The organism is Methanobacterium sp. (assembly GCA_016222945.1).
Taxonomy (GTDB): domain Archaea; phylum Methanobacteriota; class Methanobacteria; order Methanobacteriales; family Methanobacteriaceae; genus Methanobacterium_D.
Window position 1 is genome coordinate 228,231 of sequence record JACRPY010000004.1, and the last position, 20,390, is coordinate 248,620.

The 20,390-nt window shown below is 31.3% G+C and carries 21 protein-coding genes; 10 read left to right on the plus strand and 11 right to left on the minus strand.

Going from position 1 to position 20,390, the window contains the following annotated elements; all coding sequences use genetic code 11:
* Positions 1-8 precede the first annotated feature (8 nt).
* Together hemL and HZC47_07100 are read right to left on the minus strand one after the other, a co-directional pair.
* Positions 9-1,268: a glutamate-1-semialdehyde 2,1-aminomutase gene (hemL, locus tag HZC47_07095; protein ID MBI5680638.1), complete on the minus strand. Its 1,260-nt coding sequence runs from the start codon at positions 1,266-1,268 to the stop codon at positions 9-11.
* A gap of 83 nt (positions 1,269-1,351) precedes the next feature.
* Positions 1,352-1,972 (minus strand): cobalt-precorrin-8 methylmutase, encoded by a 621-nt coding sequence (locus tag HZC47_07100; GenBank protein MBI5680639.1) that lies wholly within the window; start codon positions 1,970-1,972, stop codon positions 1,352-1,354.
* Between the two features lie 227 nt (positions 1,973-2,199).
* Between HZC47_07100 and HZC47_07105 the strand changes: the two genes are divergently transcribed.
* Positions 2,200-2,646 (plus strand): hypothetical protein, encoded by a 447-nt coding sequence (locus HZC47_07105; protein MBI5680640.1) that lies wholly within the window; start codon positions 2,200-2,202, stop codon positions 2,644-2,646.
* A gap of 62 nt (positions 2,647-2,708) precedes the next feature.
* Here the strand turns inward: HZC47_07105 and HZC47_07110 are convergent, their stop codons facing one another.
* The 5 genes from HZC47_07110 to hypE form a co-directional block, all read right to left on the minus strand.
* The gene (locus HZC47_07110; protein MBI5680641.1) at positions 2,709-3,917 is read right to left on the minus strand and encodes a response regulator; all 1,209 of its coding nucleotides are present in this window, start codon (positions 3,915-3,917) and stop codon (positions 2,709-2,711) included.
* 11 nt (positions 3,918-3,928) lie between these two features.
* On the minus strand, positions 3,929-4,369 hold the full coding sequence (locus tag HZC47_07115; GenBank protein ID MBI5680642.1) for a response regulator: 441 nt from the start codon (positions 4,367-4,369) through the stop codon (positions 3,929-3,931).
* A 59-nt stretch (positions 4,370-4,428) separates the two neighbouring features.
* Entirely contained in the window at positions 4,429-5,316 is an 888-nt protein-coding gene (locus HZC47_07120) for a two-component sensor histidine kinase (protein ID MBI5680643.1), read from the minus strand.
* A 377-nt stretch (positions 5,317-5,693) separates the two neighbouring features.
* Entirely contained in the window at positions 5,694-6,134 is a 441-nt protein-coding gene (locus tag HZC47_07125; protein ID MBI5680644.1) for an RDD family protein, read from the minus strand.
* A gap of 103 nt (positions 6,135-6,237) precedes the next feature.
* Positions 6,238-7,248: a hydrogenase expression/formation protein HypE gene (gene hypE / locus HZC47_07130; protein ID MBI5680645.1), complete on the minus strand. Its 1,011-nt coding sequence runs from the start codon at positions 7,246-7,248 to the stop codon at positions 6,238-6,240.
* A gap of 432 nt (positions 7,249-7,680) precedes the next feature.
* Here hypE and HZC47_07135 point away from each other — a divergent pair, with 432 nt between their 5' ends.
* The 4 genes from HZC47_07135 (at position 7,681) to HZC47_07150 (ending at position 11,237) form a co-directional block, all read left to right on the plus strand.
* The gene (locus HZC47_07135; GenBank protein ID MBI5680646.1) at positions 7,681-8,061 is read left to right on the plus strand and encodes a 30S ribosomal protein S8e; all 381 of its coding nucleotides are present in this window, start codon (positions 7,681-7,683) and stop codon (positions 8,059-8,061) included.
* Between the two features lie 41 nt (positions 8,062-8,102).
* Positions 8,103-8,759, plus strand: coding sequence for a hypothetical protein (locus HZC47_07140; protein ID MBI5680647.1), 657 nt, complete (start codon positions 8,103-8,105; stop codon positions 8,757-8,759).
* Between the two features lie 138 nt (positions 8,760-8,897).
* Entirely contained in the window at positions 8,898-9,578 is a 681-nt protein-coding gene (locus tag HZC47_07145) for a TIGR02253 family HAD-type hydrolase (GenBank protein MBI5680648.1), read from the plus strand.
* Between the two features lie 114 nt (positions 9,579-9,692).
* Positions 9,693-11,237, plus strand: coding sequence for an ATP-binding protein (locus HZC47_07150; GenBank protein ID MBI5680649.1), 1,545 nt, complete (start codon positions 9,693-9,695; stop codon positions 11,235-11,237).
* Positions 11,238-11,565: 328 nt separating this feature from the next.
* Here the strand turns inward: HZC47_07150 and HZC47_07155 are convergent, their stop codons facing one another.
* The 4 genes from HZC47_07155 to HZC47_07170 form a co-directional block, all read right to left on the minus strand.
* Positions 11,566-13,095, minus strand: a complete 1,530-nt coding sequence (locus HZC47_07155) for a phenylalanine--tRNA ligase subunit alpha (protein MBI5680650.1) — start codon at positions 13,093-13,095, stop codon at positions 11,566-11,568.
* Positions 13,096-13,171: 76 nt separating this feature from the next.
* A complete protein-coding gene (locus tag HZC47_07160) occupies positions 13,172-14,080 on the minus strand; it encodes a triphosphoribosyl-dephospho-CoA synthase (GenBank protein MBI5680651.1) in 909 nt (302 codons plus the stop codon).
* Positions 14,081-14,146: 66 nt separating this feature from the next.
* Positions 14,147-15,106 carry a porphobilinogen synthase gene (gene hemB, locus HZC47_07165; protein ID MBI5680652.1) on the minus strand — a complete coding sequence of 320 codons (960 nt, stop codon included), beginning with the start codon at positions 15,104-15,106 and terminating at the stop codon, positions 14,147-14,149.
* 138 nt (positions 15,107-15,244) lie between these two features.
* Entirely contained in the window at positions 15,245-15,673 is a 429-nt protein-coding gene (locus HZC47_07170) for a hypothetical protein (GenBank protein ID MBI5680653.1), read from the minus strand.
* Positions 15,674-16,028: 355 nt separating this feature from the next.
* Here HZC47_07170 and HZC47_07175 point away from each other — a divergent pair, with 355 nt between their 5' ends.
* From HZC47_07175 to HZC47_07195, 5 genes are all read left to right on the plus strand, one after another.
* Complete coding sequence (locus tag HZC47_07175) at positions 16,029-16,271, plus strand: RNA-binding protein (GenBank protein ID MBI5680654.1); 243 nt, start codon at positions 16,029-16,031, stop codon at positions 16,269-16,271.
* 97 nt (positions 16,272-16,368) lie between these two features.
* Positions 16,369-16,551: a 50S ribosomal protein L37e gene (locus tag HZC47_07180; GenBank protein MBI5680655.1), complete on the plus strand. Its 183-nt coding sequence runs from the start codon at positions 16,369-16,371 to the stop codon at positions 16,549-16,551.
* A complete protein-coding gene (locus tag HZC47_07185) occupies positions 16,552-17,421 on the plus strand; it encodes a topoisomerase (protein ID MBI5680656.1) in 870 nt (289 codons plus the stop codon).
* A 90-nt stretch (positions 17,422-17,511) separates the two neighbouring features.
* Entirely contained in the window at positions 17,512-18,921 is a 1,410-nt protein-coding gene (purF, locus tag HZC47_07190; GenBank protein ID MBI5680657.1) for an amidophosphoribosyltransferase, read from the plus strand.
* Positions 18,922-19,050: 129 nt separating this feature from the next.
* Positions 19,051-20,247, plus strand: coding sequence for a U32 family peptidase (locus HZC47_07195; GenBank protein ID MBI5680658.1), 1,197 nt, complete (start codon positions 19,051-19,053; stop codon positions 20,245-20,247).
* Positions 20,248-20,390 lie beyond the last annotated feature (143 nt).

The window sequence follows — 20,390 nt, forward strand, 5'->3', positions numbered from 1 at the left end:
CTATTTTTTTATCTAATTGAGCTTAAAGCTGAATTTATAACTTCTAATGTTTTTTGGGTATCACTTTCATCATGTGCCAAAGAAAGGAAGCAGCACTCAAATTGTGACGGCGGTAAGAAAAGACCATTTTTAAGTAAGTAATGGAAGTATTGGTCAAATTTTTCAGTGTCTGCAGATTTAGCACTGCTATAATCATATACTTCCTCTTTTGTAAAGTATATTTGGAACATAGAGCTTAAACCTGCTAGATTAAAGTTTAAATCTGCATCATCAAGTATATCCTGAATACCCTTCCTTAAAACATTTCCTTTTTTATCCATTTCAGCATAGAATCTATGATCGAGCTGTTTTAACATAGAAAGCCCTGCTGTAACTGATATGGGGTTTCCATTAAATGTTCCAGCTTGATATACACTTCCTGATGGTGCTATCATTTCCATTAATTCTTTTTTACCGGCTAAAGCCCCCATAGGGAATCCTCCACCGAGTATTTTTCCTAAAGTAACAAGATCAGGTGTAACACCAAAGTATTCCTGTGCACCACCTTCAGCTATCCTGAATCCGGTTATAACCTCATCAAATATTAAAATAATATTATTTTCTTCAGTTATTTGACGTAAAAACTTTAAATAGCCTTCTTTTGGAGGTATACATCCAATATTTCCCATAATGGGCTCTACAATTATGGCTGCAATTTCATTTCCTTCTTTTTTAATCAATGCATTCAATGATTCTTCGTCATTAAACGGAGTTAATATTGTATTTTGTGTTGTTTCTTCAGGTACGCCTGGGGAATCAGGTAATCCAACTGCTCCTGAACCTGATTTTACAAGAACATAATCATGAGCACCATGATAAGAACCTTCAAATTTAATGATTTTCTTTTTTCCTGTTGCAGCTCTTGCAAGTCTTATTGCACTCATTGTAGCTTCAGTACCAGAATTCACGAATCTAACCATCTCAGCACAAGGTACTTTTTTAATCACAGTCTTTGCAAGTTCTACTTCTTTTTCTGTTGGAACTCCATAAGCGGAACCCAATTCTAATTGTTTTTTAACATCTTTCATTATTCGATAATTTGCATGTCCAAGAACAAGAGGTCCATAAGCAAGACAGTAATCTATATAAACATTTCCATCAATATCAAAGAGTTTTGAACCCTTTGCATGCTTTGCAAAGAAAGGGTATGGTTTATAAGCTCTTACTGGAGAATCTACTCCACCGGGCAAATAATTTTTAGCTTCATTAAATAGTTCTTCTGATTTCATGTTCTAAGCTCCCTCATATTATTTGTTTAAATATAAAATCGTTAAATTATGATATTTCATATTTTAAATTTATCTTTTAAAAATTAATCGTCACACATACGAATAAGTGAGTTTGTTATTGCAACAGCAACAGGAGTCCCGCCTTTTGGCCCTTTAGTTATAATATTAGGTATATTGGCATTTGTTAATGCTTCTTTAGATTCTGTTGCACCAACAAAACCTACAGGGACACCAATAATTGACCTTACTTTCATACCCTCTTTTTCAACCAAATTTATGGCTTCAAAAAGGGCGGTGGGAGCGTTTCCAATTACAATAATTCCATCAAAATCATTTTGATGTGCAATACGTATTGCAGCAGCTGCACGAGTTATCTGTTCATCTTTTGCAAGTTTTATGGCATCATCATGACTTATATAACAATTTATTTCTCCTTCATATTTATTTATTCCTGCTTTAACCATATTTATATCTGTTAGAATGCCTTTTTTGGCTTTAATGGATTTAATGCTTTCATCTATAAAATTAGATGATATTTTAGTAATTTCAGCATATTCTGGGTCTGCAGTGGAATGAACAATTCTTTCAACTATTGATTGCTCTTTTGAAGAAAGATTCTTTATTTTAGCTTCGATTAACGACCTTACTATTTCCCTACTTTTTGAGGCTATATCATAACCTTGTTTTGTGGATGCGCCCATCATAGTTTCCCTAGATTCATAATTTTTGCCCATATTTCCTCACATCTAAATTAGCTGTACTTTAATTCTATGTTCATTTGATATTTATAGATATTTTCTGAATGTCATTGGGTTTTATTTAAAAAAAGTTTATATACATTTTTTTATTTAGTGGTGTATTAGAGTTTAAAAAAGGTTATTTACATTAAAGTAATATTTATTATGATTTAGTTACAAATTAACTAAGAGGGGTGTTTGAAATTAAAAATCAGCTGAATAAATTTTTAGTCGGTTTTATATTGCTTCTTTTTGTCTTTTTAGTTACAGGATCTGGCTGTATCTTCAGTTCAAGTGTTATGAAAGAAGGTGAGTATAATAATTCTGTTTATCTTGTAAAAATTGATTATCCTGGAACATGGTCAGGTCAACTGAAATATTATCTTTTAAATGGTAGTAGTGAATCAAATGAAGCTATTTCAATCAGCGGTTCTAACGGAAAAACATTTTCAATACTTAAAAGTGTCACAGGACTTAAAGTAAGTGCTACAAAAACTGATAATGGGAACAGTCCACTTAATATCACAATATGGAAAAACGGTCAAGTTATAGCAAGTAATGCAACTTCTGAGGTAGGAGGATCAGTTATATTAAAAATAGGAACCTATGAAGAAATGAAAAATAGTGATTCATCCTTTTGATTAAACTTTCATTTTTTTTTAATTGCCAACATTATAATTTGTTAATGAGCTTTCCATTAGTTTTAAAATTCCTTTTTATATTTCAATTCTTTAAAAACAATCTCAAAAAAGGTTCCATCTTCCCTTTTAAGTTCTACAGTACCTCTTAACTGGTCTATTAAACTAATTACAAGCTGCATGCCTAATGATTCTGTTTTTTTAAAATCCAAATTTTGGGGAAAGCCGATACCGTTATCATAGACATTCATTGTATAAATTTCGTCATTTTTATTAATGTCAATATTAATCTTACTTTCTTTTTCATCAGGACCTGTAACTAATCTATTTAACTCTTTTTGGCTGTATATATCAGGAAATCCATGTTTTATCGAATTTGTTACTAATTCATTAATAATTAACCCACAAGGAACAGCTGTATTTATATCTAATAAAATATCGTTAATATTAATTTCAAGTTTAATTAGGCTTTCATTAACACCATATGAACTGAAAAGATTTAAAATCAGACTTTTCACATAATCGCCAAAGTCAATCTTTGCTAAATCCTCTGATTGATACAGTTTTTCGTGAATCATTGCCATTGATTTAACACGATTTTGGCTTTCTTTGTATATTTCAAGCATTTCATCATTGGCTATATAAATTGATTGAAGGTTTAAAAGACTGCTTATTATCTGTAAATTATTTTTGACCCTATGATGAATTTCTCTTAACAATATTTCCTTTTCTTCAAGAGATATTTTAAGTTTATTCTCTATTTGCTTACGTTCATCCATTTCAGCAATTAAACCTTCATTGACTTGGGATAATTCTGCAGTTCTTTCATGAACTTGCTGTTCTAAATCAGCATATGCTCTTCTTAGTGCATCTTCAGCTTTTTCACGTTCTATTTGTTCATTGTATTCCTTTAATGCTCTTTGAATTGCAGGTACTAATTTTGAAAGATTATTTTTAAATATATAATCGGTTGCACCCTTCTTAAGCGCATTTACTGCAAATTCTTCCCCTATTTTACCACTTACAAACAAAAAAGGAGTGTATGGACATTCTTTATTTGCAATCTCTAAAGCAGAAAGACCATCAAAACTAGGAAGTGAATTATCAGCCAGTATTAAATCAGGCTTTAATTCATTAAGCTGTGTTATAAAATCTTCTTCAGTTTCTACTCGCTTTGATAAAAATCCTAAACCTTCACGACGCAACTCATATTCTATTAATTCCGCGTCAAATGCCACATCTTCGAGTATCAGGATTTTAAGGTCTTTTTCCATTTTATTTCTCCTTATTCTGGCGGATTATTGAGTAACATCCAATATAGTCCTAATGTAGATACTGCATCTGTGAATTCATCAAATTCAACAGGTTTGCTGACGTAACTATTTACTCCAAGCTCATAGCTTTCTACAATATCTTTATCTTCTTTAGAAGAAGTTAAAACGACTATAGGGATCTTTTTTGTTCGATCATCAGCCTTAATAGTTTGAAGAACTTCAAGCCCGTCCACTTTAGGCATTCTTAAATCAAGCAATACCAATTTTGGAAGCCCTTGGATGTCTCTTTTAGAATATTCTCCTTTAGCAAATATGAAATCCAGAGCTTCAGCACCATCCTTAACCCATACCAAATTATTGGTAAGATTTTTCCTTTTTAATGCTCTAATTGTCAATTCAGCGTCTGTTTTGTTGTCTTCTACAAGTAGAATTTCAACTTCATTCAGATTCATTTTAATATCCTCGTTCTATGTTATAAACTAAATATTATATGCAGTTTAAAGTTATTATTCTATTTTGGTAATGTGAAATAAATAGTTGCTCCTTCATTAACTTTTCCTTCTCCCCAAACACGTCCTCCATGTCTTCTGATAACTCTTTGAACAATAGAAAGTCCAACGCCAGTGCCTTCAAATTCTTCACTTCCATGTAATCTTTGGAAAAGTCCAAACAGCTTGTTTGCATATTTCATGTTAAAACCAGCCCCATTATCCTTTACATAGTAAATATTTTCATTTTTTCCTTCTTCACTACCAATTTCAATTATTGCATTATCTTTATTTTTTGTAAATTTAATGGAATTAGTTATTAGATTACTTAAGACTTGTTGAAGCAATATTCTATCACCTGAAGCAGGGAGGAGTGGTTTAATCTCTATTTGAACATTACGGTCTTCAATGGAAGGTTTTAAATCATTAAAAATATTTCTTACAAGAGATTCCATGTCGATTGGCATTATCTTCATTTCCTGACGACTTGCACGGGATAAAAGAAGAATATCATCTATCAGCTGCCCCATTTTATGGGTATTCTCTCGAATAATGTTTAGAAGCCTTTTACCTTCATCATCAACCTTATCTTCATAATCTTCAATTACGATACGGGAAAATCCATCAATTGCTCTTAAAGGAACTCTAAGGTCATGGGAAACAGAGTATGCAAATGCTTCCAGCTCTTTATTTGCATCTTCAAGCTTTTCACTCTCTTTTTTCAAATTTTCATTTAATTCGTTTAGAATTCTTACTTTTTCTATCCTTTCACCTAAAAAAGCAACAATTATAACTATAAATATGAACATGACCATCTGGAAATATCCTTCAAAAAATGAAGCTCCAAATTGTCTGTAGAAAAGCTGAATAAAGATTAATACAATTGCCAGAAACACTGGTGCAAACCACATTCTTTTATTTTTCCAAACAGAGGTAAGAAGAATTGGGCCACAAAATAAAGAATAAAAACTGTTTTTTCCACTTATAGGAGTGGAATAATAGCTTAAAAATAATATTATTGCTATAAAAAAGATTATTGCGATAATTCTATATTTTTCATGTATTTTATAATTTAATGACATTAATTTCACCTTAATTGAAGTTATTTAAAAAAGTTATAATTAATATTATGTATTTTTAAATAAATATTTGGATTGAAACTATAAATTCCACTTCAATATTATTCAATTAAAAAAAAATAGCATTATAAATGAGATATAAATTAAACTAAAACATTAGAAATAGTAAAAAAATAAAAATAATATTGAAAACATTTTGAATATTTAATTCAAGCAGTTTTTTCAGATTCTTTAACAGTTTTAACTTCTTTAGCTGTGATAACAACATTGGTTGCAGCAATTTTATCCAAATACCTTATTTTAGAATTACCTGCAGCAAATCCTGCAATTACATCAACAATTAAAGGAACCCATAAAATTTTGGATAAATTCCTTATGAATGCTTTCCTGTAATCGATTTTCCCTTCATCAGCAACTACTTTGATTTTCATCAGACTTTTTCCTAAAGTTTGACCAGAACTACCTTCAAAATAGGTGAAATAGGCCATGATAATAATTGCTGTTAGAATTAGCCAATAATTTAAAATACCATAAATATTAGCAAATGCAATTAACGGATATATAAGTGCGCTTAAGACCCATATTATAAGTGTTATAACTGCAGCGTCTACTATTAAAGCTAAAAACCGTTTCCCCCACAATTTCTCCATTTTATACTCCTTTTAAATTTAATAAATATGCTATATTTTTTAATCTATAAATATTTTTTTATATTTCCTTAAAAAATTAGATTAAAATAAATAAAAATAATTTTTAGCAGACTCTTGGAACGGGATCTGCTATCGGCGCCTCCAAAATTCTTTTACCGCCAAGGGAAGTTTCCATAATTACATGTTTATCATCAGTGACTTCACCAATTATTTGAGCTTCCTTTCCATATTTGGTTTTCCTTATGGCTTGAAGAATTTCCTCTGCATTTTCAGCTTCAACACCCATTACAACTTTTCCTTCATTTGCAACTTCAAATGGGTCAATTCCAAGCATTTCAGACGCTGCATGAACTTGCTCTTTTACAGGGATTTTATCCTCATAAATCATCATTCCAACTCTAGATTTAGATGCAAGCTCATTTAAGGCGTTTGCAATCCCTCCACGAGTTGGATCTTTCATTGCTTTTATTCCTCCAATTTTTTGGGCTGCTTCAGTCATTTCAACTACTGGTGCAATGTCTGATTTTAAATCTGTTTCAAATCCAAATCCTTCACGATAAGACATGAGTGCAATTCCATGGTCTCCAACGCTACCAGTCAATATGATTTTATTTCCTATTTCAAGACCAGAATCACTTGTAATTTCTCCCTTTTTAGCAATTCCAATTCCTGTTGTTGAAATAACAATTTTATCCAGTTTGTCATGTTCCATTACTTTTGTATCTCCAGTTACAAGAGCTACTCCTGCTTCAGTGCATGCTTCATCCATGGATTTTATTATTTTTTCAAATTCATCACTTGTAAACCCTTCACTAATTACCATTGCGTTTGCAATTGCAAGAGGCTTTGCCCCCATGACTGCTACATCATTTACTGTTCCAGTAACGGATAATTTCCCAATATCTCCTCCAGGGAAGAATAAGGGGTCAACTGTATGACTATCTGTGCTGATTACAATTTCATAGTCCCCGAAAGGAATTGTAGCTCCGTCATCAAGTTCTCCAAGTCCAATTCCACCATTAACATTTTTGTTTTTGATATTGTTGAGTATAATATCTGATATTAGACTCTGCATCATTTCTCCGCCAGCGCCGTGTGCCATGCTGATTTTCATAAGTTCACCTGTTGTTTTTGTTTATATTGTATCCTTATTTAACTTTAGTTTCAAATTAAACCTATTTTTAAGTAGTTTTTTAAGTAATCATAATATGCTTATCTTTTAAATTTAATTTAGTTATTAATGGATAAGCATAACAAAATATATATGGCTTGTTATATACTTGTAAGTTAAGAATATATTTTTTAATTAAATGAAGTTGAAACTTTGAAATATTTAAATATATTCAGAAGCATAATATTTATGTAGTAAATTTAAAGATAGCTATAAATAATGCTTCTTGGAAATAAAATATATAAGTAAATTATTTTCCAAATAATGCTTTTTTGGGAATGATATCTTAGTTATATTCGAATAAACGAAGTATATTAAGTGAAATTTCCTAGATAATCTAAAAAAATCAACATATAAAATATAGAGGTGTATATAATGGCAATTTGGCAAGGTAAATCATTAAGAAAACCTAGCGGAGGACGCGGTAAGCTTAACAAAAATAAAAGGAAAGCTGAACTTGGGAAAGGGGCAGCAGAAACCAAAATAGGTGACCGTAAAGTTAAAAAAGTCAGAACAAAAGGCGGAAACGAAAAAATCAGGCTCACCAATGATAACAAAATCAATGTTGTAGATCCTAAAACAAAAAAAGTGGAAGTAGCTGAAATTTTAAATGTTGTTGAAAACAGTGCTAACACTCATTTTGTACGTAGGAACATTATTACAAAAGGTGCTGTAGTTGAAACCAGTGCAGGAACTGTTAAAGTAACTTCAAGGCCAGGTCAGCACGGTATTATTAATGGTATATTGGTTGAATAAAACCAATTAATATTTTTATTTTTTTTTAATCATATTCAATAATGGTGTATCCATTGAATGAAGAAATTTTAGAAAGTGCTGAAAAGTTCCTCAATTCGGTAAATAAAGATTTACCTGAAGGTATGGAACTGGAATTTGAAGGTTTTTATCAAAGAGGTTTTTTTGTAACAAAAAAACGATATGCTCTTATTGAAGACGATACTATCACTGTTAAAGGTTTGGAACTTGTAAGAAGGGATTGGGCACCAATAACTAAAAATACTCAGCAAAAAGTTCTTACAGCTATTTTAAAAGACGCAGATCCTCAAAAAGCAGCAAAAATTATAAAAGATGTAATTGAGGACATTAAAAGTGGAAATGTTAAATTAGAAGACTTAGTAATCCATACGCAGCTTACAAAAAATCCAAATGAATATTCTCAAAAGGCCCCTCATGTTTTAGCTGCAAAAAAGGCTATAGAAAAGGGAAGGGACGTTGGAAGAGGTTCTATCATACGATATGTTATTGTAAAGGGAAGAGAACCTATTAGTAATCGTGCTGTGCCTATAGAAGATGTTAAACTTTCTAATTATGATCCAAATTATTATATTGAAAACCAAGTGCTCCCTGCAGTTGGAAGAATAATAGAAGCTATTGGATACTCTGAACAAGAAATATTGCATAAAGAAAAGCAGAGCAGCCTTGATGCATTTTTTTAAGCTAATTTTAATAAAAAAAGTAATATTATATATTTTCTATATATTATAACTCCCATATTAAATATTTTATTTTTCCGTAACTATATATCTAATTTTAGTCAAACTATAACTAATCTTTAGAATTAACTAGGTGGGATTATGATAAAGGTAGTTCTTTTTGATATTGATGATACTTTATATGATACATCTGGCTTTGCAAAACTTGCAAGGAAAGCGGCACTCAATGTAATGATTGATGCAGGCTTACCATTATCTTCTGATGATGCATACATTCTTTTAAGGGAGATAATAGATGAATATGGTTCTAATTATGATAAGCATTTCAATATTTTAACTAAAAGAGTGTTTGGAGAAGAAAGACCTCTTTTAATAGCGTTAGGAATGATTACATATCATAATGTTAAGTTCGCACTGCTTAGATTGTTTCCACAGACAACAAGCACTTTAATTTATCTTAAAAAGAGAGGTTATGATCTTGGAGTGGTATCCAATGGAATAACTATTAAACAGTGGGAAAAATTAATCAGGCTTGATTTACATCATTTCTTTGACCATGTTATAACTTCAGAAGGTGCAGGAGTGGAAAAACCTGATCCTAAAATATTTGAAGTGGCACTTGAAAAGATGGGATGTGAAGCTAAAAACTCCATCATGATAGGCAACAAATTCAGCGAAGACATAATGGGGGCTTTAAATGCAGGAATACCTGCTATTCTTGTTAACTCCGAGTTAACAGAATCAGAAAAAGAATATATTAAAGAAGAAGGCATTGAATTAAAAGTACTGCCCAATATAGGTGAATTAAAAAATATTCTCTAAAGAAATCGCATAAAAATGAAAAACATCTAATAAATTTATCTAAAGATTAATGAAATAAATTATAAATATTATTTAAAAAATTTCAGCGTACTTTCAAATGATTCAGGTGGTTCAATGAATTATTATCATGACAATAAAATGGAAAAGATTTTTGAAATCCTCAAACAACCTAAAACTCTCGAAGAATTAAAACTTTCAAGCACTTTTGTTAATAATTCAATTCTAAAAATAATATCTAGTTATGGGACTATAAAAACAAGTAGAATTAATGAAATGACTGGAATTCACTGGGATATTTTGGAAGGAACCCTAAGAAAACTGGAAGAAGATGGTTTGTGTGCTCCAGTAGGTGGAGGATTCCTATTTTCAAGTGTTGATTACACTGTAACCAAAAAGGGGCATGAAAAAGCCAGAAGAATTCTTGAAGAGAGTCCATATATTGGTATGACGCCAGTTTCGTATGAGGACTACTACAAACTTATGCAAGCTCAATTAAAAGGGAGATATCCTTTGACAATACCTGGTGAGGTATTTGAAGACACTTTTAAGGATGTTGTGGGAGTATCGTATGCTAAGGAAGTGTTGGTAGAATCATGTACTGTTGGAAAGGGTATTTTTGTTTATGGGCCGCCAGGAACTGGTAAAACTTTTATTGTAAGCAAGGCATCAGATTTACTTCCTCCTCTTATAATACCTAAATTCATTGAATTTGGAGGGGCTGTAGTTCAGCTATTTGACCCGGATTTCCATAAGATGAGTGATGAACAGCCAGAAGATCCTCGATGGGTTAAAATACATGCGCCATTCGTGCTTACAGGTTCAGAACTAAGTTTAAATAAATTAGAGACAAATTATAACCCTAATAAAGGATTATATGAAACTTCTCCAATTATTAAAGCTAATGGTGGAGTTCTTTTAATAGACGATCTTGGAAGGCAACGTGATGACCACGAACTCATTTTAAACCGGCTTATTGTGCCTATGGAAAATAAAAAGGATGTTATCTATGTTAGGGGAATTCCTGTAGTTGTTCACAGCCATTTTATACCTGCATTTTCAACTAACCTTGATATAAGCATAATGGACGAAGCACACCTTAGAAGAGCACCATTACATATCTTCCTTAAAGCTCCTCCTCTTGATGAATTAATAGAGGTTTTTAAGGGGAATCTTGATGAATTAAAGGAAACTTATAATGAAGATACTTTAGAAAGATTTATTAAAGTTTACATGCCTGCTGCTGAGGGAGGAGAAGGTTTAGATCCAAGTTTTGCCCATGCAAGGGACATTGCTCAAATTTCTCAGGCTGTACGTATAAACCGTCAAAAAGATGTTATAGATGTTGAAGTGCTTGATGAAGCTTTAAGCAAGCATATATTAATTGAACTACAGCGGATGAATATTGATGTTTCACAAGTAACTAAAAAGATACGTTCTTATAGGGTGCAAACAAGTGATGTAGAGGCTACATTTAAAGCTTTAAATGAATATGGTCCTTGTGGAATCTCATATGAAGATAAAGCCATTATTTTAGATGTAGAAGAAACCATAACACCAGTTCAGCTTGCAACATATTTGCATAAAAAAGGCATTGTTATAAAGAAAATAGATTTAATAGCAGAATCTGAAAGAGAGCTTAAAAAAAGTATTCTTCAATAACTTTTTAATTTTTGTGGGTTAATAAACCCATTATTTAACTTTTTAATTAACATGGAACATTATTATCTGAGATAGGTTTAAATGTTAATTGGAATTACTGGTCAACCTTTTTTTAAAAAAGGTTGATCAAAAAAATTCCTAAAAAAAAGGATTTATTTAATGTTAATTGGAATTACTGGTCAACATTTCAAAACCTTTGGTTTTGAAGACCGAAAAATCTGTGATTTTATACGGCTTTTTTTAAAAAAGTTTTCAAAATTTTCAATTTTTAAACGTATTGTGATTTATAAAAATAAGAAATAATAATTTTAAAAAGAAAATAAATTATTTAGTCTAGTTTAACTGGTAATTTCCTTAACCATCCAATATCACTCTTATAAAGCATTCTGATATCCTTTATATCAAGTCGCATCATGGCTAACCTTTCAATTCCAAGACCAAATGCAGCAACAGGTGTTTTAACACCAATAGGCTCTAAAACTTCTGGTCTAAACATTCCTGCTCCTCCAAGTTCTATCCATGTCTCTTTATCTGGTAAATAGATTTCACATTCTACAGATAGATAAGTATAAGGGAAGTATGCGGGTCTGAATCTAACTTCAAAGCCGAGCTTATGATAAAATTCCTTTAAAATCCCAAGAAGATTTTTAAATGTTATGTCATTTGCTGCAACAATTCCTTCAACTTGGTGAAATTCAGGAAGATGTTTATATGTTATTGTTTCCCTTCTAAAAACCCTTCCAACTGAAAACATCTTTAATGGAGGTTTATTTTCAGCTAAGTACCGTGCAGATACACATGTTGTATGTGTTCTAAGCACAGATTGTTTTGCTACTTCAACATCCCACAAATAGCCCCAACCTTCAGAGCCTGTGCATCCTCCATTTTCATGAGCCATACGAACATTTTCTACAAGCTCATCTGAGGGTAAATTAACATTTTTAGGATTTTTTATATAAAATGTATCCTGCATTTCACGTGCAGCATGGTCTTGGGGCTGGAAAAGACAGTCAAAATTCCAGAAAGCCGATTCTAGAATAGTGCCACTTGACTCTGTAAATCCCATTTTAAGAAATATTTGCCTTATATCCTCAATAGTTCTTTGCAATGGGTGCATTTTTCCCGGAAATGTGTCAGGATGTTCTGCCTGGACATCATAACCTCTGTAATTTAATTTCTTCCAGGATCCTGTTTTAAGCTGCTCATGAGTAAGTTGTGTTGCATCTTCTTTAATATCTATGCCCATTTCAAGTAGTTGTTTGCCCTTTTTGGTTACTTTTAAATAGTATTTATGTTCTTTTTTTACATCTAATATTCCCTTTCTTTTCTTTAAAAGATCAAATCCTTCTTTAATTAATTTGGAAGGGTTAAAAAAAAGTAATTTATTGACTTCAAGAAGTTTTTCTAATAATAATTCATCACTATATTCATTAGATACTGCATTTCGACCAGCTTCAGTTATTGTTACAATACCTTTATCAATTGTAGCCCACTTTTTTTGGAGTAGCCAGCCTATGGCTATTTTAACTTCTGAAGAATCTAAATCAGCTTTATTACTTAAATCCTTCATTGGGATCTGATCTTCATCATTTAGTGTTTTTAATATTCGCCTTTCAGGTAATCCTTCTTTTGCATATCCTTTTCCAGTAATACTCAAACTGATAAATTCATTAACATCCTTTTGAACCTCAATAAGTCCTTTAGACTCTAAAGCACCTGCTGCACTCATTACAGACTTAATATTTAAGTTTTGAGATTCTACAATATTTTCAGGTGTTGTTTCATAATTAAATGATTCTAATCCCTTTAAAACCATTTTTTCATATTGTGTTAATTCATTGATGATATTTTGAAGCATGATAATTTACCTCTATCCATTATTTGTCCATAGACTATTTTATTCATTATACATTTTATAATTTTAAATTATATTATCATTTAAACCATGATTCTTCAAGAAAAGCAACCATTATTGAAGAAGCAGTTAAATCTGCAGTTGTTCCAGGATTCAGCTTATTTTTGATTAGTTGTTTGTCAAATTCATTGATTAAAAATTCTCCGTGAGGATCTAATATTCCTCCGTTTTGAAGAATGGAATCTGCATCTGCTGATACTATTCTGGCCATATCATTCCCATATTTTCTTGAAATTAATGTATCAGGATTTTTAGATAAAATTGTTAGAAATGTTTGGATTGTTGCTTTATTTATCCCATATTCATGTTTTATTTCTTTAAATGTAGGAAAACCAGTTTCAAATGTGACAGGCAGACCATTTGTAAGTTCATAAGATAATAAATCCCATTTAGATGACATTTCAAGCACTTTATACATACTTATATCTTCTTTTATGATTCTAGCCCTTGCTTCAGCGTCTGAAACATCTAATTCATCTTGTTCACCCATCCCTCCAGCATCAGCAATGTTTATTGCATCATATAAATTTAAAGCATCACGAGAAGTAGTGGCTTCCATTACTCTTTCTGCATTTTTTCTTAAATCATCAAAATTATGACTCATTCCTGCAGCAACAGAAATAGGAGTTAACATCATTATAATTCCCAGATTGGTGTTATTTCCAATCCATTTATCTGTTTCAATAACAGCTTCCTTTATAATTTCTCCTAATCTGATTTTATGTAATGAATAATCGTCCCTATATTTGCTGCCTCTTTCAGCAGCTTTTTTCATTAAATCTCCAATAACAATGCCGCTTATCAGAAAATCCTCAAAGCACATATCGTCGTAGTCTCTTGTACGATGAACATTTCCTGGCTTGGGGTGACCGCTAACTTCAAGAACGGATGCAATTTGTGCAATTTTTGCTATTAAATCGGAATTCATGTTATATCCTCTGTTTATCCTTTAATTGTTTGTATTATTTATTTATAAAAATATTTGTGCTATTGCTTATAAAAATTCAGGTGCAAAATGGGATATTATAAGATCTGCTCCTGCACGTTTAATAGAAATCAATGATTCATATATAACATCTTCAGTAAGATAACCTGCTTCTATTCCTGCTTTAATCATTGAATACTCTCCACTAACTTGATAAGCTGCTGTTGGCACATTAAATTCATCTTTAATAGATTTAATGACATCAAGATAAGCTATTGCAGGTTTTACCATTAATATATCTGCACCTTCCACTAAATCAAGTTCTGACTCTCTTAAAGCCTCATTCACATTTGAAGGATTCATTTGGTAAGTTTTTCTATCACCAAATGATGGAGCGGAATCTACAGCATGCCTAAATGGTGCATAAAATGCTGATGCATATTTTGCAGCATAAGACATTATAAGAACATCATCATATCCATTTACATCAAGTGTTTCCCTTATAGCTTCAACTCTACCATCCATCATATCTGAAGGTGCTACAATATCGGCCCCTGCTTCAGCATGGCTTAAAGCTATCTTTGAGAGATATTCAAGACTTTCATCATTAATTATTTCATCATCATCAATTATTCCGCAATGTCCTTGGGTCGTGTACTGACACATACAAACATCTGTTATAACCACAAGATTTGTTTCTTCTTTCAATTTGCGGACCGTATTTTGAACTATTCCATTTTCATCATAAGCCGATGATCCTATATCATCTTTTTTATCAGGCATTCCAAACAAGAGAACTGATACTAAACCTCTTTTTTCAAGCTTTTTAGCCTCAAAAACTGCATCATTCAATGAATATCTGTATTGACCAGGCATTGTATCAATATGCTCTTTTTGGCCGTCTTTTAATGTTTCTTTAACAAACATGGGATAGATAAAATCTTCGGGGTTGAGCTTTGTTTCACTTAAAATTTTCCTTATTTGAGGTGTTTTTCTTAATCTTCGCATCCTTGTAATTGGAAATTGCATTATATCACCAATCTAACTTTGAAATTCAGAACGTATAAAAATTATTTCTACAAATTATAGATATGGGCATCATTTAATAAATATATTATAATCAAAAAAATAATTAAAAAAAATGTAAAACAGTGTAATAATTAAAAATTATTTAGGTGGAAATACCTCAAAGAATAATTCTCTAAATTTGTCCATTAATTCTTTAGGGAACTTTAAACCAACACATATTATGAGAACCCCGGTTCTAACAGTGCCTTCTTCGTTGTTAGGGTCTTCTATGAGTTCTTCATCAAAAACCAGATTTACATTTGATTTTTCTTGAAGAAAATCCCAGAGAGTTTCCTTTTCAGGGTCTTTTCCCTTTTCAGCGATTTTATTTCGAAGTACTAACTGTAAAAACTTCTCCCAATCACCATATTCGCAAAATTCGATCCACACTGATCCTTTATAATCAATACATGAATTACATGTTTCAAATTCCCAGTGAAAGAAGTTTTTAATTATATCTTCTAATCCCTCATCCACTGAAATATAAAAGTCATCATCAATTTTAATGTCTATCTGTTTATGTCCCATATTAATAACTCCTATTTAGCCTGTAATTTGCCTGTGTTTTTATTTGTTTATAATGGTATAAAAAACAAATTAAAAAAAGAAATAGTATTTAAATAGTGATATACAAAAATAATGTTGTAGGTAGTAGCTATTTTATAGTTTATTTAGTTCAATATCTTTAGTTACCTCTAAAAGACATTTCAAATTCTAGTTATGTTAATATTGTTGATTAAATGATTAATTACTATTCAATAGCAGGAATATTTATAATGGTTACTGACTTATACCCATTAATCTGTTATCTTATAATTAGTGATAACGGATACATTTAAATATAAATCGCACCAACAATGAATGATATAGGATAGGTGATAATGTGAGTGTACAGAAAAATGTGAATGTATCAAGACCACTTGACGCATTAGGTAAATCATTAAACTCCCAGGTACTAATTAAGCTTAAAGGCGGAAGAGAATTTAGAGGAGTTTTAAAAAGCTTTGACATGCACATGAATTTAGTATTAAACGATGCTGAAGAATTAGAAAACGGGGAATCATCCCGAAGATTAGGAATTGTGCTTATAAGAGGAGACAACATAGTATATATCTCTCCAGGATAAAACTTAAATTTTAGATAACGAAAACTCGTTTTGATATCTAATTTGCTAATAAAATCGAATTTTGACTAATTTAACATAAAATAAAGGAGGATAATCAATGAAGGGAACGCCATCATTTGGTAAGCGTAATAAAAAGACCCACATTAGATGTAGAAGATGTGGTAAAAATTCCTATCACGCAAGAAAAAAATACTGTGCAGCATGTGGATTTGGCAGATCAAGTAAGATCAGGAGTTACAGCTGGCAGAATAAAAAAATTACAGGATACAGGTTGAAATAAATGGGTAATAAAACTCCTATTGATGTACGGATAATTGTAGAAGGTGCATCAGATGTGGAAAGCATTTCTAAAGCTATGCGAAATATAGCTTTAGGAGCTGAATACCACATTACCATATCCTCCATAATTCCCACAACCAGCTCTAAAATAGCTAAAAAAGCTGTAATGGGAGCAGATATTGTTTTAATTGCAACTGACGTTGATGCGCCAGGAAGAGAACTTGCAGAGAAGTTCCAAAAAGTCCTGAAAGATGAAGTGGGACATATTGAAAGAATGAAACTTCCATTTGGCCACGATGTGGAATATATAGACCCTTTCCTTATACAAAATGAAATAAAAAATGCAATAATAAGGTCAGGATTAACTTCTATTGCTAACATTAAATTGTATCGCGATTTAGAAGATAAATTAAAAGAATCAGAATTAAATATTCGTAATTTATCTGAAGAAAACAACGATTTAAAAGCAGCAAATGATGATATTTCTAATAACAGTGAAAAAATATCCAAAGAAAATGCTAAACTGAAAGAGAAATTTGAAAGTTTAAATGAGAAACATGGAAATTTAAAGAACAAATTTGCTGCAATGAAGAATGAATATAAAACTATTCAGGATAAAGAGTTATTTGAAGTATTTCCTATTAAAGAACTATGGAAAGAAGCTTTTGATGAAGAATTAGAATTTAAAGAACAAATTTATTTTATAAGCAACGAATTTAAACCAGAAAATTTAGTTGTTGGCCAAAACAGAATCGCTGCTTTAACCAAAAAAGATGCTATTGATTGGCTTAAAATCATTAGAACAGTCCTAATTTTTTATGATTCAAAAATTGAAGATTTAAAAGAAGAGTTTGATAAAGGGAAGATTTAATTTATACTAATTATAAAATATAATATAATTTCAAATTTTAAAATAACCTTATTTTCAGTTAGAGATCAGCATAGAAGAGGAGAATGGAAATTGCGAGATAAGTGTGGTATTGTAGGTGCATATTCTCATAATAAGTCAAAAAACGTCTCAAGATCGATATACTATGGCCTTTATGCATTACAACATAGAGGGCAGGAATCAGCAGGAATATCTGTTCATGATGGGAATGAAATAGGTACCTCTAAAGGTATGGGGCTTGTCTGCGACGTATTTAACAATGGAAACATTGAAGGACTTGAGGGACCTGTAGGCATTGGACATGTAAGATATTCAACTACAGGTAAATCAAAAATAGAAAACTCACAGCCTTTTTGCAGTGAATTTGATTTTGGAAATATTGCAATCGCCCATAATGGAGATATTATCAACTCCATGGAATTAAGGCATGAACTAGAATTATCAGGCCATAAATTTAAATCAGATACAGATTCTGAAGTTATTTTTCATTTACTTAGCGTAGAATATTCAAAAACCGAAGATATACTCAGCGCTATTCAGGAAACATCTAAAAAATTAATTGGTTCATATTCTCTTGTTATTTTATTAAATAATGATTTAATTGTTGTAAGAGATCCAGTGGGTATAAAACCACTTTCCATTGGAAAAAAAGATGATATAATACTTGTAGCGTCTGAAACAGTTGCGTTTGATGCTATTGGTGGTGAATATATCCGGGCTATAAAACCTGGGGAAATAATGATTATAAATGATGAAATAAAAAGCTTTCAGATGGAAAACAAGAAATCCGTCAAAAGAGCACATTGTATGTTTGAATATGTTTATTTTGCACGTCCTGATAGTATATTAGATGATAGAAATGTTTATGATGTTAGATTGAAAATTGGAAAATCACTCTTAAAAGAATATCCTGCAGATGTAGAAGTTGTAATGCCTGTTCCTGACTCTGCAATTACAGCAGCAATAGGTTATTCCAGAGAATCAGGATTACCTTACGGAGAGGGACTTATAAAAAACCGTTATGTAGGTAGAACATTTATTATGCCCACACAAACAGAACGTGAAAACTCTGTAAGGCTTAAAATGAACCCTGTTAAATCAGAACTTGAAGGAAAAAAAATAGTGCTTATAGATGACAGTATTGTGCGAGGAACAACATCCAAAGCCACAGTTAATGTTTTAAAGGAAGCTGGAGTTAAGGAAATTCATTTAAGAATAGGATGCCCTCCAATAATTTCTCCATGTTACTATGGAATAGCAATGGCTACAAAAAGAGAACTTATAGCCTCTAGCAAGGAAATAGAGGACATAAGAAAATACTTAGGAGTGGATTCCCTGGGATATTTGAGCGTGGATGCACTTGTTGAATGTATAGGCATAAAAAGAGATGAACTTTGCCTTGGATGCCTTACAGGAGAATATCCAACATCTTTACCTGAAAATATAGAAGAATATGAAGCTAAACGATGTACATGTCCCTAATTTTTCATAAAGTAACCTAAATCTAATTAAATACTCAATTAATCCTCTTAAATAATTTTTATTTCATTTTATCTTTACTTTTTATATTTAAAGAAAGTTTAACTTAAAAAAACTAAAATGGTGATTAAAATAGTGGAATTGCTTTCACCTGCACGGGATTTTGCTGCATTGAACGCTGCAATTAAAAATGGTGCTGATTCTGTTTATGTGGGTATTGAAGGATGTAATATGAGGGCTAATGTCCGAAATTTCACCATTAAAACCATTAAAGATGCAGTAAAACAATGTCATGATTCTAATAAGAAAATATATGTCTGTACAAATACCATAATGAAAAATAAGGATATAACTTATTTTAAAGAGATTATACCAACTCTTAATTCTTATGAAATAGATGCACTTATAATTTCTGACCTTGGCGCTCTTAAAATTGCGCGAGAAAACGGTATCGATGTGCATATGAGTATACAAGCCAATATTTCTAATTTTGAATCTTTAAACTTGCTTGAAGAGTTCGATGTTAAACGTGTTGTTCTTTCCAGGGAATTATCAATCCATGAGATAAAAGAAATTAAAGAAAACACAAATTTGGATATTGAAACTTTTATCCATGGTGCAATGTGCGTTGCAGTATCTGGAAGATGTTTTTTAAGCTCATATCTTTATAATAAAAGTGCTAATTGTGGTGAATGCATACAGCCATGCAGAAAAAAATGGAAACTTACATCTGAAGATTTAGAAGAATTTGAATTAATTCAAACTGAAAATGAAAGCCATATTTTAAGCCCAAAAGACATATGTATGATAAAACATGTTCCAGAACTCATTGAAGCAGGAATTGATGTATTTAAAATAGAAGGACGAGCTAAACCTGCAGATTACGTTGCAACTGTAACTAAAACTTATCGTGAAGCTATTGACCAATATGAATCAGGCAACTGGAAATTCGATGAAAAATGGGTAAAAGAGCTTAAAAAAGTTTTTAATAGAGGTTTTGACACAGGATTTTACTTTAAAACACCTTATGAAACCAGCCAATATAATGAATCTACATATATCAAAAAAGACATTGGTTTAGTGGTTAATTATTATAAAAATGTTTCTGCAGCAGAAATCCGGCTCTTAGATGACCTTAAAATTGGTGATGAAATTATAATTCAAGGAAATAAAACAGGATCCTTAACTCAAAAGGTTGAATCAATGCAAATTAATGGTAATGATATTGAAGAGGTAAAAAAAGGTCAAAATGTGGGGTTAATGGTTAATGATACAGTAAGGCCTAATGATATTGTTTATAAAATGATTTTAAGGAAACCTCAAACATAAAAATGTTTGGGGCATGGAAAAATTTTCAATTTTTCCGGCTACGAAACTCTCAAACCCGAAGGGTTTGGAGTGCAAAACTTTAGTTTTGCTAACCACGTTTCGTAAGCACCAAAATTATAAATTTTGAGCGAAATAAATAAAAT